Genomic DNA, 13,466 nt, shown 5'->3' with positions numbered 1-13,466 from the left:
AAGTAGTCATTACTTTGAGGATTGCCAAAGTAAAGTTCAGAAATACGTGATTTTTCCGGGCATGGCAATTTGATCTGATCGGGCCAACAGAAAAATCGGGCCATCGATTGATACCGTATCGAACCGATGTGCCACTTCAGGAGGTCCCATGTTCACAGACGACAAGCTTGCAAAACTGCGCGAAAAATATGGCAACGCCAAAGGGGCCGACATCTTTGATCCGCATTTCCGCGAAGTGGCGGCATCGCAGTTTTCCGAAAGTGGCGGGCGCAAATGGCCGTTTGCTGGCGTTCCGACTTTCCTTGATGCGCCGTTTTTCGCTGATGCCGAGCGAGAAAATTTTGCAGACCTCGACGTCGCACTCGTTGGCGTGCCGATGGATCTTGGGGTGAGTAACCGTGCCGGTGCCCGTCTTGGCCCGCGCGCGGTGCGCAATATCGAACGCATCGGGCCGTATGAACATGTCCTTCGCATGGTGCCCGGTGCCATGGCCCGCATTGCCGATATTGGCGATGTGCCGTTCAGAAGCCGCTATTCGCTCGAAAGCTGCCACGAAGATATCGAGGCCTATTTCAGCAAGATTGTCGGGGCTGGCGTCATTCCGATTGCGGTCGGTGGCGATCATTCGATCAGCTACTCGATCCAGAAGGCGGTGGGCAAGGATCGCCCGGTTGGCATGATCCATCTTGATGCCCATTGCGATACCTGCGGGGCCTATGACGGTTCGCGCTTCCATCATGGCGGCCCGTTCCGCGAGGCCGTGATGGATGGCGTTCTTGATCCCGAACGCACCATCCAGATCGGTATTCGCGGCGCATCGGAATATGTTTGGGAATTTTCCTATGACAGCGGCATGACCGTGATCCACGCCGAAGAAGTGCCGAAAATGGGCATTGATGCCGTGATCGCCAAGGCCCGCGAGGTGGTTGGCGACGGCCCGGTTTATCTGTCCTTTGATGTTGATTGCCTCGATCCGTCCTTCGCACCGGGCACCGGCACGCCAGAGGTCGGTGGCCTTACCTCGCGCGAGGCGTTGGCGATTTTACGCGGGCTCAAGGGCCTTGATTTCGTCGGTGCCGACGTTGTTGAAGTCGCCCCGCAATATGATACCACCACCAACACCGCCCATATCGCGGCACAGGTCCTGTTTGAAGAACTGTGTCTGGTGGTCGATGCGATGAAGCGCCGCGGCGCTGGCGCGTAAATACAACTGATGTCGCCTGCCCAAGCTAACCGCATGATGGGCAGGCGATGTCGATTTTTTGCCGGTTTAGGGATCAAGACTTGCGATAAACGCGCCGGGGCTGACGCCCCACATGGCCTTGAAATGGCGGTTCAGATGGCTTTGATCAGCAAAGCCGGTGGCGGCGGCCGCATCGGCAATGCTCGCCCCGTCAAACAGCAACCGCTTGGCGCGCCGCAACCGCATGTGGTTGAAATAGGTATGCGGCGGAAGCCCGGTTGCCGCCCGAAACACGCGCAATAAATGAAACCGGCTGAGCCCGGTAATCATCGCAAGATCATCAAGCGATATATTGGCATCCAGATGTGCTGCCATATAGTCAATCACCGCCCGGACACGTTTGTCCTCTGAGCCCGGCTGATAGAGATAGGGCGGGGCATCGGCATGGCGCAGTGCAAGGCGGGCGGCGCTGTAAAGAAGCTGACTGTCACGCTCCAACAAGCTGTTGCTGACGTTGCTGCCATCGTCATTCGGGCGAAATAGGCGGTGCAGGTCTTGCAGTTGCAAATGCAATTCCGGGTCGTTGACGACACAGGAGCCGAAAAACGGCAGGCCGCTGTTTTTGGGCGAAAGCTCCGTCACCAGATCGCCAAACACCTTCGGGTCGATGAACATGATCTGGTATTGATAGCCATCATCGGATGCCGGGCTGCCATCATGCACCTGCATCGGGTTCATCATCAAAAGCTGCCCCCGCGCGGCGACATAATTTGTCCCGCGGGTGGTAAACCGCTCCGCCCCGTTTAGGACAGTGCCAAAGGCGTAATAGTCGTGGCTGTGCTTGGGGAAAGAGAAGTTCTTGTAATCGGCTTCGAACATATCGATGCCATCGGCTGCCCGCCAGTGGCGGGCAATCTCGCGGGGGCGGCCGGTCGCCGGTCGCGATGACGTCTGGCGACGCTGGGCTGCCGTGTTCTGTCGCGCAGCACTGTTCATGACGCCATTATAACGCCAAGGCCGGGTGCCAGCTTGTACAATATTGTCATCGTGACATTTTACTTGGCATCATTCCAAAAGATCGCCGGAGGCCTTCGCAACCTTGCGGTGGATGGTCGAGTCGCGGTCGATTTTGGGAAATCTGCCGGTTTGAAACCCTTCGAAACGGATAATGACCTTCGTCCAATTGTATAATGCGATGTTCATATGAACATTTTCGGGTGGCCAGAATGTTGTTTTGCGCAGCGCAAATGACCATCCGGCACCTTCTTTGATCGACAAATGCGGGTTTCATCCAACTGTTACAAAACCGCGCCCTGCACACATGTATGAATCGCGCCAAACGTAAATTTTGCTGTTTGGATGTCCCATGTTTCTTGATCGCATTCGTATCGGATCGCGCATCTTTGCCGGTTTCTTTGTTCTGGTTGTTCTGCTGGTTGGCCTGTCTGCCTTGTCATCAACCTACCTTCTGGGCTTTGGCGCGCATGCAGACCGCATTGCCAAAAGCACCGGTCTGGTCGGGCTTGCCAATGACTATGCACTGCGCTTGGAGCGTCTTTCCAATCAGGTCCTGTTATTTGCCCAGACGGTTGATCCGCTTGACCGCGAAGGCATCACCACCATGCGCGAGGCAGCCGAGCAAAGCGGTGCCACCCTTGTCACCCAGCTGCGTCAAAACGGCGATAGCGATCGCGCAGATGCGCTTGAAAGCCTCAGTGCTGATTACATCGCAACGCTGGAGCCGCTTGTGCTGCGGGCGGAAAACCTGTCGGCGGCATCGGAAACCATGCTGCTTGGCGCCAATCAGCTTGGCAAATCCGCAAGCCAGCTTGAAGATTTCATCGCCAAACGCGATCCGGTGATCGCCGAGAAATACGCAGATAAACTTGGCGCGGCCAACTTGGCGGCCATCGTCAATTCCCTGCAATTCCCGATCCTGCGTACCGCGGACTCACTTGATGCCGCCCGCACGCAGACCTCGGCCCTGACCGATCTTCAGGAAGAAATCAAAGCGTCCTTTGATGGCCTGACCCGGAACGAGAAAAAGCTGTTCTCCTACGCGATCCGCGACAATGACTTGCTCAAACAGGGCGCGAACCAGCTCGAAGCCTCCATCGCCGGGTTCCGTCAATCAATGGATGACTTCAAATCGGCCGTCCGTGAAGTCCAGACCATCACCCAGAATATCCGAACAGACGCCATGACCAATCAAACCGCCTTGGTCGAGGCCGCCCATAATCAGTCGGAAAACTCGGCCCTTACCAACATCGTGGTTGCCGCCATCGGGGTTCTGATTGCCGTCGTCCTTGCGCTTGGCATCGCGATGAGCATCCTGCGTCCGCTGCGTCGGGTGAATGGTGACATGACCCGGCTGAGTGAAAACGACACCGATATCGCGCTTGCCGATATCAAGCGCCGCGATGAATTCGGGGCGATGTCACGCACCGTGGCGATCTTCCGCGAAAACGCGCTCAAGATCGAAAAAATGGCCGAGGAGCGCATCACCCTTCAGCGCATCGAGGAAGAAAAACGTCGTGCATCGCTTGGCGCGATGGCCGAAACGATTGAGGGCGAGACCACCGGTCTTGTCAAATCAGTCAATCATCAGGTGACCCGCATGCGCGAAGCCGTGGTCGAAGTCGCCGCTGCCGCCGAACGCGTCACCGGTCAAACCGAAACCGCAACCAGTGCCGCACACGACAGCCAGTTGCATTCCAATGCCATCGGCGATGCTGCCAACCGTCTGCGCGAGGCCATCGTCTCGATCGCCAACCGCGTCGAACATCAACGTGAAATCGCGCAAAGTGCCGTCGGCTCGACCGAGGAATCGGCAAAGGCCGTCGATGATCTGCGCGAAGTCGCCACCAGCATCGAACAGATTGTTGACTTGATCCGCGGCATTGCCGGACAGACCAACATGCTGGCCCTTAATGCCACCATCGAGGCCGCCCGCGCCGGTGACGCCGGCAAGGGCTTTGCCGTTGTCGCGGCAGAGGTCAAAAACCTTGCCAGCCAGACCGAACGCGCGACCGAACAGATCACCGAACATGTCAACGCCATGGGCGCTGTTACCGATCGGTGTGTTGCCTCCATGGAGGATGTCGGGGTCACGGTGCGGTCGATGATGTCGATTTCCGAAGAGGTCGCAGGCGATGTTGAACATCAACGCCGCGAGACCGAGGAAATTACCGGTGCCATCGCCCTTGCCGGCGATGCGGTGCGCAATGTTGCGACCGCCATCGGTGCCGTATCCGAAGACATCGAAGTTACCCGCAAGCTCAGCCTTGATCTTAATCGTCGTGCCGACGAGGTTGATCGAAATGTGACCGAGCTCACAGCATCCCTTGACCGTGCGGTGGCCTCTGCCGCTGGCAACGAAGACGCAGATGCCGCTGACGACAACGCCAAAGAAACCACCATATGGCATGATGATAATCTGGTGGTCTTCCCGCAAACGCAACAGCGTGGTGCCGCCTGATTTACCTGCACCGGCCCGCGGTTTCGCCGCTGAAATTCAAAATTGAACAACAAAGGCCTGCGCACCGTATAGAGGGTGTGCAGGCCTAATGCATTTGCTCAGTGCTATCGGCGCAAAACGCAGGATTTGTCAGCAGTTAAGATACAAACTGCGACGTTTCTGATACACTTTTTGTGTGGTTCTCACTGGCGGGTTGCAATATCGTTCGGGGCAACGGTATTTCATCAAAAGCATAAAGCCTACTATTCGGTACTGAATTGAAATACCGGCACTTTCCCGGCACGGGAACAGTGTCATTTGCAGTAAGGTTGTTTGGTCAGCCCGACTTGGAAGTATCAATGTGATGGCGCGTAAATCAACGCTTCTGATCGCAGGTGTTGCACTGATTGTTGTTGCGGCCTCTGCCTATATCTTTGCCAAAGACGACATCACGGCGTTAATCGCGCCCGATGCGCAACCCGCAAGCACCGGGCAGCGCGGTGGCGGCGAACGCAGTCTTCCGGTCATTGCCGAATATGCCAGCCTGATGGATGAAAAGACCGTTGTCGAAGCGGTCGGCACGGGCAAATCGGCCCTGGGTGTTTCGATTTATCCAGCCGTGTCGGGCGAAGTTGCAGATGTGCTTGTACGCGCCGGTGACAAGGTGACCGAAGGACAGGTTCTTGTCATTCTGGACTCTGATCGCGAACGCCTTGCCCGCGATCTTGCTGCTGTTCAGGCCCGCGATGCCGAACAACTTCTTGCCCGCTATGAAAAGGCCCGCCCGCTGGGTGCCGTTGCCGAAAGCGAAGTTGACAGTGCCCGCACCGCCCTGGCCGAGGCCCGCATCGCCCTTGATCAGGCAGAGGTCAATTTGGCCGATCGCACCATTCTGGCGCCGTTTGATGGCATCGTCGGCATTCCGCAGGTTGAGGCCGGCGACCGTGTTGACAGTTCCACCGCCATCGTGACGCTTGATAACATCGATAGCATTCTGGTCGATTTCGAAGTTGCCGAAACCCGGTTTGACAATGTCCGTCCCGGCCAGTCGGTCCGGGTTGAAACCTGGAGCCTGCCGGGCGAAGAATTCACCGGTGTGGTTGAGTCTATTGGTAGCCGCATCGATCCCGAAAGCCGCACCTTTGCCGTACGCGCCCGGGTGCCAAACCCCAATAGTCGCCTGCTCGCCGGGATGTCCTTTGCGGTTTATGTCGATATCGAAGGCAAACAATATCCCGCAGTTGCCGAAATCTCGGTCCTGTGGGGCGATGAAGGCACCTATGTCTGGCGGATCGACGATGAAGACAAGGTCTCGCGCGTTCCCGTCCGTGTTGTGAAACGGACCAATGGCCGGATCCTTCTGGATGGCGGGATTGCCGAGGGCGATCTGGTCGTGGTCGAGGGTGTCTTGCGTCTGCGTCCGGGCCGGACTGTTTCGGCAACCATTCGCGGTGATAACCCCGCGCCTGAAAATGCGCCGTCGGATGCGGGCGGCGTTGCCACCCGCGAAGGCGCTGGCGAGGGGTCCTGATCATGACGACAGGAAGCGAAAATCACGATCATAACGACCTTGCATCGCTAAGTATCCGACGCCCTGTTCTGATCAGTGTGGTGTCGATGCTGATCATCCTGGCCGGTCTTGCCGCGATGCTGGGTGTGGAAATTCGCGAACTGCCCAATGTCGACCGCCCGACCATCACCGTGACCGCCGACTATGACGGCGCATCGCCGGAAACGGTTGATTCCGAAGTCACCGGGATCATCGAAAGTGCGGCATCGCGTGTCAGTGGCATCAAGGAAATCAGTTCGCAAAGCGAAGAGGCCAACGCCCGCATTCGCATCGAATTTTACCCGGATGTTGAAATCAACGATGCCGCCAGCGACATCCGCGAAGCCATCAGCCGTGCGGAACGCAGCCTGCCCGACGGGGTGGAAAACGTCCGCGTGGTCAAGGCCGATGCCGATGCCAGTGCGATCATGCGCATTGCGGTTGTCAGCAACAGCCTGACCGAGGAAGAACTCGCCAACATCGTCGAAGACCAGATCAGCCCGTCCTTGCTGTCTGTGCCCGGCGTGGCCGAGGTCGGTGTCAACGGGGATCGCGAACGCGTTTTGCATGTGCGCATCGACCCGCTTCGCATGGCAAGTTACGGCCTGTCGGTTCAGGATGTCGCGGACCTTCTGCGCACAGCCCAGTTTGATATTCCCGCCGGCAGTTTTGAATCATCCGATCAGAAATTGTTTGTCCGTGCCGATGCATCCGTCTGGGAAGTCGACAGACTGAACCAGATGCTGGTGCGCGATGGTGTGCAGATGGGCGATGTTGCCGATATCTATTACGGCCCGGATGATGCATCATCCTATGTGCGGCTGAATGGTCGCACCGTGATCGGGCTTTCCATCACCCGTCAGGCACAATCAAACACGATTGCGATTTCCAACGGCGTGCGCGATGTCGTTGAACGCCTTAACGATCAATATGATGATCTGGATGTTTTCGTGAACTCCGACGACGCGGTCTTTATCGAAGGTGCGCTGTGGGAAGTGATCTATAGTCTCGGTCTTGCCATCGTCATTGTCATAGCAGTGCTGTATCTGTTCCTCAGATCCTTTACCGCGACCCTGATCCCGACCATCACCATTCCAATCGCCCTGATTGGTACGGTGGCAGCGATCTGGGCGATGGGCTTTTCGATCAATATCCTGACCCTTCTCGCGCTTGTTCTCGCAACCGGCATGATTGTCGATGACGCCATTGTCGTGCTTGAAAACATCCAGCGCCGCCGACATCAGGGGCTGGGTTCTATGGCCGCCGCGGTGTTGGGCTCGCGGCAGGTGTTCTTTGCCGTGATTGCAACAACGCTGACACTGATTTCGGTTTTCGTGCCGATATCCTTCCTGCCCAGCACCGCCGGGCGTTTGTTCCGCGAATTCGGTTTCGTTCTGGCCTTTGCGGTGGCGGTGTCATCCTTCGTGGCCCTGTCGCTGTGCCCGATGCTGGCATCACGGCTTAAACATATCGATCCCCACGATGGCAAAACCGATGACGCACCCAATATGCTGGAACGTTTCGGGTTCTTCTGTGCCGGGATCTATCGCCGTATTCTTGAGGCCGCCCTTGGCAGCCCGATGATCACCCTGATGGTTTGTATCGTTGCGGGTGGAACGGCCATTGGCGTCTATACCAGTGTCACGCAGGAACTCCTGCCTGACGAGGATCGCGGACGCATTCTGGTTTCCATGCGTGGGCCGGATGGCGTTGGGATTGACTATATGGATCGTCAGGTCGAAGCGGTTGAAAATATCCTGCGCCCGGTGGTCGAGGCGGGCGATGCCTATAACATCTACACCATTGTCGGCCTGTGGGATCCGAACCGTGCACTGGTGATTGCGCCGCTGAAACCGTGGGAAGAACGTGCGCGCTCACAACAGGAAATTACCGCTTCCATCCGCGGCGACTTGAACGCCCTTCCGGGTGTGCAGGCCTATATCTGGAAGCCCAACAGTCTGGGGCTGCGTGGTGGCACGGGCGAGGGGCTTGAATTTGCCCTGACCGGGACAAGCTATCGTACGCTGGCTGAAAATGCCCGCGCCATGCAGCAGGAGATTGAGGCAAACTACCCTGGCCTCACGGGCCTTCGGGTGTCCTATCAAACCACCCAGCCACAGCTTCTGGTTAATATTGACCGCAAGCGCGCCTTTGATCTGGGCATCCCGATCGAGGAACTTGATACCACCCTTCGTGCAATGATCGAGGGGTATGAAGTCACCGAAATCAATGTCGATGACGAGAATGTGCCGATCAAGCTGCGCAGTGCGCTTGGCAGCATCAATGACCCGTCGGATCTTGAAAACCTGTTTGTCACGGGCACCAACGGTCGGGTTCTGCCGCTGTCTTCCGTTATTACGCTCACTGAGGAAGCTGTTGCCTCCGAACTTGAACGCGAAGGCCAGCAACGCGCTGTCACCATTTCGGCCAATCTGGCACCGGGCTATACGCTGGCCGCGGCGGTCGAGGATGTGAACACGGTTGGCGATCAGTTGCTGCCCCCCGGTGTTGGTATCCTCTTTCTTGGCAATGCGGCAGCGCTTGGTGAAACCGCCAATGATGTGCAGATTACCTTCCTGATTGCGGTTCTTGTGGTCCTTCTGGTTCTGGCCGCACAGTTCGAAAGCTTCACATCCGCGCTTGTGGTGGTGCTGACCGTGCCGTTTGGTTTGGCGGCGGCGATCTATGCGCTGGCGCTCAGTGGAACTTCGGTCAATATCTATAGCCAGATCGGGTTGGTGATGCTGGTCGGGCTGATGGCCAAAAATGGCATTCTGGTTGTCGAATTTGCCGATCAGCTGCGCGATGCAGGTAAGTCCGTGCGTGAAGCCGTCCATGATGCGGCCATGGTGCGTCTGCGGCCGATCATGATGACCATGATCTCGACCGTTCTGGGCGGCTTGCCACTTGTTCTTGGCTCCGGCGCCGGGGCAGAGGCCCGCGCTGCCATCGGCTGGGTGGTGTTTGGCGGTCTTGGTTTTGCCACGGTCTTTACCCTGTTCCTGACTCCGGTATTGTATTTACTGCTGGCCCCGCTTGTCTCTGCCCGTGCCGATGGTGGCAAGAAACTGCAAAGCCAGTTGCGCGCCGCAGAAGCCATTCCCGATCATGGTGAAGCCGCATCACATGTCGCCAATGAGCCCAGAAGTGATGGTCTTCAAGGAAGTGCGAAATAATATGAATAATCCTCACATTTCTGCCGTTTCGGGACTTGCCCTTCTGCTTGCGCTGGCCGGATGTCAATCTGTCGGGCCGGATTACACCGCACCAAGCTTTGATCTGGTCGGCGCCTATACCCCGGAAATCCCGGTGATTGCCGTCAATCAGAACCAACAGGGCCGCTGGTGGGAAAGCACCACGGACCCGGTTTTAAATGGTCTGATTAATGAGGGGGTCGACAACAATATCGATCTGCAGATCGCGATCAGCCGCATCCGTGCGGCGGCGGCAACCGCACGCGGTGTTGCCGGGGCGAATGGGCCGCAGGTCGGCGCGTCCATGGATGGATCGGCCAGCCGGTCGACGTCTAGCCGTGCCAGTGGTGATCAGGTTTCAGATATTGGTTATGGCGCGGGTATCGATTTCTCGTGGACGGCCGATATCTGGGGTGGTCAGACGCGTGAGGAAGAAGTCGCCGAGGCAGATTACCTGCAGCAGGTCTATCTGCGCGAAGATGTCTATCGCACGATGATTGCCGATATCATCACGAACTATATTGAACTGCGCGGGGCACAGCGGCGTTTGGCGCTTTTGCAGGACTCGCTTGATCTGCAACGCCAGACCAGCAACATCGTGCAGGTGCGCTTACAGACCGGTCTTGGCTCCGAGCTCGATCTGTCACGTGCCCGGGCCGAGGTCGCCGATCTTGAGGCCACCGTCCCGGTCCTGCAAACCACCATTGATCGTTCGATCAATGCGATCTCCATTCTGGTTGGTGCGCAGCCGGGCACCCATCGCGACCTTTTGCTCGATGCATCGCCCCTGCCGGAATTTCAAAGCAGCCCGCCAATCGGCATCCCGGCCGATTTGCTGCGCCGTCGCCCGGACGTGCGCGCAGCCGAACTGGCCCTGATTTCCGCGACTTCGCAAATCGGGGTGGAAACCGCAACGCTCTATCCGGAATTGTCCCTTGATGGGTCATTGGCGCTTGGCGTGACCGGCTACGGCACTGGCCCGATTGTCCGCACCGCCATGGCCGCCATCGGGGCGCTGATTGATGCGACCCTTTATGATGGCGGTGAACGTCGGGCCAATATCACCGTTGCCGAGGAAGAGGCAGAACAAGCCTTCCTCACCTATCGCCAGACACTTCTGAACGCGATTGAGGAAGTTGAAAGTGCGATTTACGGCTACGTCGGCGCGGTGGCACAGCGCGATTCCCTGATCGCATCGGTGCAATATCACCGCGAAGCCTTTGAACAATCGCGCGTGCGCTATGTTCAGGGGCTCTCGGATTTTCTTGACGTGCTTGATTCCCAGCGCAGCCTGACCACGTCGCTGCAATCGCTTGCCGATTCCGAAACCGATCTTGAGCTTGAAACCATCAATCTCTATAGCGCGGCGGGTTTGAGTGTCGAAGACGTCGAACGTTATGCCAGTGAGGCAGGCGTGGCTTTGGTGAACGGCTAGAAGCTGCTGGAAAAACGCATATATCAGCGAACTGTGGCTTGAGTTTCCTGATCTTTCATCCTAGGTCTTTGGCAATCTGCATTCCGGGGAAAATCATGACCGGCGATCTGTTTGCCAATGAACCACCACGCAACCTTTTGCCCTTTGACGGCGAAGTGCTGTTGCTGCGTGACATCATGGCTGATGATGAAGCCGACAAGACCTTTGCCCGACTTCAAAGCAACATCGTCTGGCAACAGGAAACAGCCAAAATCCATGGCAAGGAAATCCCGGTTCCGCGCCTGACCGCCTGGTATGGCGAGGTCGCTTATCGCTATAGCGGTGTCTATCACCCGGCAAGCCCGTTTCCCTCGATCGTTGCGCCGTTGCGCACACTGGCCGAAGATTTGGCGGGTGCTGCGTTCAACACCGTCTTGCTCAACCAGTACCGTGATGGGCGGGACAGTGTTTCCTGGCATGCCGATGACGAGGAAGTTTTGGGCGAAAACCCGGTGATTGCCAGCCTGACCTTCGGGCAGGAACGCCGTTTTCATTTCCGCCACAAGAAGACGGGGGATCGCATCAGTGTTGATCTGCCCCATAACTCAGCGCTGATCATGTCGGGTGCGACCCAGCATTGCTGGCTGCATCAATTGCCCAAAACGGCGCGTCAGGTCGGTCCGCGCATCAATCTGACCTTCCGCAATACCCGCCCGGAAAACCGATAGGATGTTGCCTTCCCTCGGGTAATGTCTTCTGGCCGTGGGTACCTGCTTCTGGCTATAGTGTCGCCAATTCAAACGGGTAATGACGGTTTCGGGGGTCAGGCAGGCATGGCAAAACGCGTAAAACTTCTTGATGTCGCCAAGGCGGCCGGGGTTTCGCAGGGCACGGCCTCCAACGCGTTTGGTAAGCCCGATCTGGTCCGCCCGGAAGTCCGCGAACGCATCTTTGATGCCGCGCGCGAACTGGGTTATCGTGGCCCGCATGTCATGGCGCGCATGCTGCGCACCGGCAAGGCCGGGGCACTCGGTGTCGTTTTCCCGGATAATCTGGAATATGCCTTTAGCGATCCGGTGGCGATTGAATTGCTGCGCGGGATCGGGCGCGAATGCGCGCATCATGGTGTGAATGTCATGATCATCTCGGCGGAAAATCCCGAACAGGCGATTACGGCGGTCAATAATGCCGCGGTCGATGCCTTTCTGGTGCATTGCTATTCCGACAATAACGACATCATCAAAGCCATCCAGCGCCGCAATCAGCCGCTGATCAGCATCGATACCGACATTGCCGGTGCGGCGGGCACGGTGGTGCTTGATGACTTTGCAGCCGCCAAAAATGCTGCGCAGCATTTGCTGGATTGCGGTGCGTCGAAATTCGCCATCCTGTCGCTGCAGGCAACCGAACATGACCATTTTGGCCCGATGAGTCCCAACCGTCTGGGGGCTGCCAGCCACCGGGTGGTCCGCGAACGTTTGGCGGGCTACCACACGGCCCTTGAGGCTGCCGGGATTGCTGCAAGCGATGTTGTCCATATCGAATGTGACAACCAGTCCGGTCACAGTGCCAAAATGACGACCGAGCTCCTCGCGGACCATCCAGAGATCGACGGTATTCTCGCCATGTCGGATGTCATTGCCATCGGCGCCATTGATGCCGCACGTGCCATTGGCCGCAAAATGCCGGGCGACCTCAAAGTCATTGGCTTTGATGGCATTCAAGCCGGCGAACGCACCGACCCGCCACTCACCACCATGCATCAGGATTCCGTTGAAAAGGGCCGGTTGGCGGCTGAAATGGCCCTTTCCGGCGAGCCGGGCAAAACCATCATGCTCGAGACCAGCTTGCTGCTGCGTGGGTCTAGTCAGGAAAGCTCGGCGTAGCGATAACAATCGGTGGTGTGATCCATCACGATACCGGTGGCCTGCAGGAAGGAATAGATGATCGTGGTGCCGACAAACTTCATGCCGCGTTTTTTCAGATCCTTGGAAATCTTGTCGCTGAGTTCGGTCGAGATTGGCACGTCTGACATGCTTTTCCAGTGATTGATTACCGGCTTTCCGCCAACAAATGACCAGATGTAGGAATCAAAGCTTCCGAACTCTTTCTGGATGTTGAGGAATGTTTGCGCATTTTGAATAGACGCCGCGACTTTTAATTTATTTCGAATAATCCCCGGATCGGCCAGAAGGGCTTCTTGCTTGGTCGTGTCGTAAGCCGCGACCTTGGCGACATCGAAATTATCGTAAGCCGCGCGATAGGTGTCGCGTCGGGCCAGGATGGTCAGCCAGCTCAAGCCGGCTTGCGCGCCCTCAAGGATCAGCATTTCAAAGAAATGCCAGTCATCATGCACCGGAACACCCCATTCGCTGTCGTGATAGTCGACATAGAACGGTTTGTCGGCATGGGTCAGGGCCCAGCCACAGCGCGAGTGATCGGTGTTTGGCATGATTGTTCCTCCTTGAATACCGGCATTCTGGCGTTGAAGCATGCCTCTATACAAGGCGTAATCGGGGCGGGACTGACATCTCCTGACAATTTCTGGCAGGGCGTTCGTGGGCCGAGTTTTCAGCACCTTTGGTGAGCATGATCACAACGCGATGAAAACTTCGGGCGAATTGAACCAAAATCAACGCTGTGTGCTTGCGTTGGCGGCCATTGCCGAC

Annotated in this window: 10 protein-coding genes; 7 read left to right on the top strand and 3 right to left on the bottom strand. The window is 57.2% G+C overall.

Going from position 1 to position 13,466, the window contains the following annotated elements; translation table 11 throughout:
* Positions 1-148 precede the first annotated feature (148 nt).
* Positions 149-1,204 carry an agmatinase gene (gene speB / locus DY252_RS19950; protein ID WP_064788732.1) on the top strand — a complete coding sequence of 352 codons (1,056 nt, stop codon included), beginning with the start codon at positions 149-151 and terminating at the stop codon, positions 1,202-1,204.
* 66 nt (positions 1,205-1,270) lie between these two features.
* Here speB and DY252_RS19945 read toward each other — a convergent pair whose 3' ends face one another.
* Together DY252_RS19945 and DY252_RS19940 are read right to left on the bottom strand one after the other, a co-directional pair.
* Entirely contained in the window at positions 1,271-2,179 is a 909-nt protein-coding gene (locus DY252_RS19945; RefSeq protein ID WP_064788733.1) for an AraC family transcriptional regulator, read from the bottom strand.
* A 69-nt stretch (positions 2,180-2,248) separates the two neighbouring features.
* Positions 2,249-2,461: a hypothetical protein gene (locus DY252_RS19940; protein WP_064788734.1), complete on the bottom strand. Its 213-nt coding sequence runs from the start codon at positions 2,459-2,461 to the stop codon at positions 2,249-2,251.
* Positions 2,462-2,549: 88 nt separating this feature from the next.
* Here DY252_RS19940 and DY252_RS19935 point away from each other — a divergent pair, with 88 nt between their 5' ends.
* The 6 genes from DY252_RS19935 to DY252_RS19910 all read left to right on the top strand — a co-directional run bounded on the left by DY252_RS19935 (position 2,550) and on the right by DY252_RS19910 (position 12,683).
* On the top strand, positions 2,550-4,661 hold the full coding sequence (locus DY252_RS19935) for a methyl-accepting chemotaxis protein (RefSeq protein ID WP_064788735.1): 2,112 nt from the start codon (positions 2,550-2,552) through the stop codon (positions 4,659-4,661).
* 343 nt (positions 4,662-5,004) lie between these two features.
* Complete coding sequence (locus tag DY252_RS19930) at positions 5,005-6,171, top strand: efflux RND transporter periplasmic adaptor subunit (RefSeq protein ID WP_064788736.1); 1,167 nt, start codon at positions 5,005-5,007, stop codon at positions 6,169-6,171.
* Positions 6,172-6,173: 2 nt separating this feature from the next.
* Positions 6,174-9,365 (top strand): efflux RND transporter permease subunit, encoded by a 3,192-nt coding sequence (locus DY252_RS19925; RefSeq protein ID WP_064788737.1) that lies wholly within the window; start codon positions 6,174-6,176, stop codon positions 9,363-9,365.
* 1 nt (position 9,366) lies between these two features.
* Positions 9,367-10,818: an efflux transporter outer membrane subunit gene (locus DY252_RS19920; protein ID WP_064788738.1), complete on the top strand. Its 1,452-nt coding sequence runs from the start codon at positions 9,367-9,369 to the stop codon at positions 10,816-10,818.
* Between the two features lie 95 nt (positions 10,819-10,913).
* Entirely contained in the window at positions 10,914-11,525 is a 612-nt protein-coding gene (locus DY252_RS19915; RefSeq protein ID WP_064788739.1) for an alpha-ketoglutarate-dependent dioxygenase AlkB family protein, read from the top strand.
* A gap of 105 nt (positions 11,526-11,630) precedes the next feature.
* Entirely contained in the window at positions 11,631-12,683 is a 1,053-nt protein-coding gene (locus DY252_RS19910) for a LacI family DNA-binding transcriptional regulator (RefSeq protein WP_064788740.1), read from the top strand.
* Here the strand turns inward: DY252_RS19910 and DY252_RS19905 are convergent.
* Complete coding sequence (locus tag DY252_RS19905; protein WP_064788741.1) at positions 12,665-13,249, bottom strand: DNA-3-methyladenine glycosylase I; 585 nt, start codon at positions 13,247-13,249, stop codon at positions 12,665-12,667. The genes DY252_RS19910 and DY252_RS19905 overlap by 19 nt on opposite strands.
* Between the last annotated feature and the right edge of the window lie 217 nt (positions 13,250-13,466).

Origin of the sequence: Thalassospira indica (assembly GCF_003403095.1) — a bacterium.
Taxonomy (GTDB): Bacteria; Pseudomonadota; Alphaproteobacteria; order Rhodospirillales; family Thalassospiraceae; genus Thalassospira; species Thalassospira indica.
The sequence above is the reverse complement of the archived record's forward strand: the minus strand, read 5'-3'. Positions and strand labels throughout refer to the sequence as shown.

Coding starts and splice junctions, on each gene's coding strand:
- DY252_RS19915 (WP_064788739.1), top strand. CDS start 10,914: ATGACCGGCGATCTGTTTGCCAATGAACCACCACGCAACCTTTTGCCC.
- DY252_RS19925 (WP_064788737.1), top strand. CDS start 6,174: ATGACGACAGGAAGCGAAAATCACGATCATAACGACCTTGCATCGCTA.
- DY252_RS19935 (WP_064788735.1), top strand. CDS start 2,550: ATGTTTCTTGATCGCATTCGTATCGGATCGCGCATCTTTGCCGGTTTC.
- DY252_RS19945 (WP_064788733.1), bottom strand. CDS start 2,179: ATGAACAGTGCTGCGCGACAGAACACGGCAGCCCAGCGTCGCCAGACG.
- DY252_RS19930 (WP_064788736.1), top strand. CDS start 5,005: ATGGCGCGTAAATCAACGCTTCTGATCGCAGGTGTTGCACTGATTGTT.
- DY252_RS19905 (WP_064788741.1), bottom strand. CDS start 13,249: ATGCCAAACACCGATCACTCGCGCTGTGGCTGGGCCCTGACCCATGCC.
- speB (WP_064788732.1), top strand. CDS start 149: ATGTTCACAGACGACAAGCTTGCAAAACTGCGCGAAAAATATGGCAAC.
- DY252_RS19910 (WP_064788740.1), top strand. CDS start 11,631: ATGGCAAAACGCGTAAAACTTCTTGATGTCGCCAAGGCGGCCGGGGTT.
- DY252_RS19920 (WP_064788738.1), top strand. CDS start 9,367: ATGAATAATCCTCACATTTCTGCCGTTTCGGGACTTGCCCTTCTGCTT.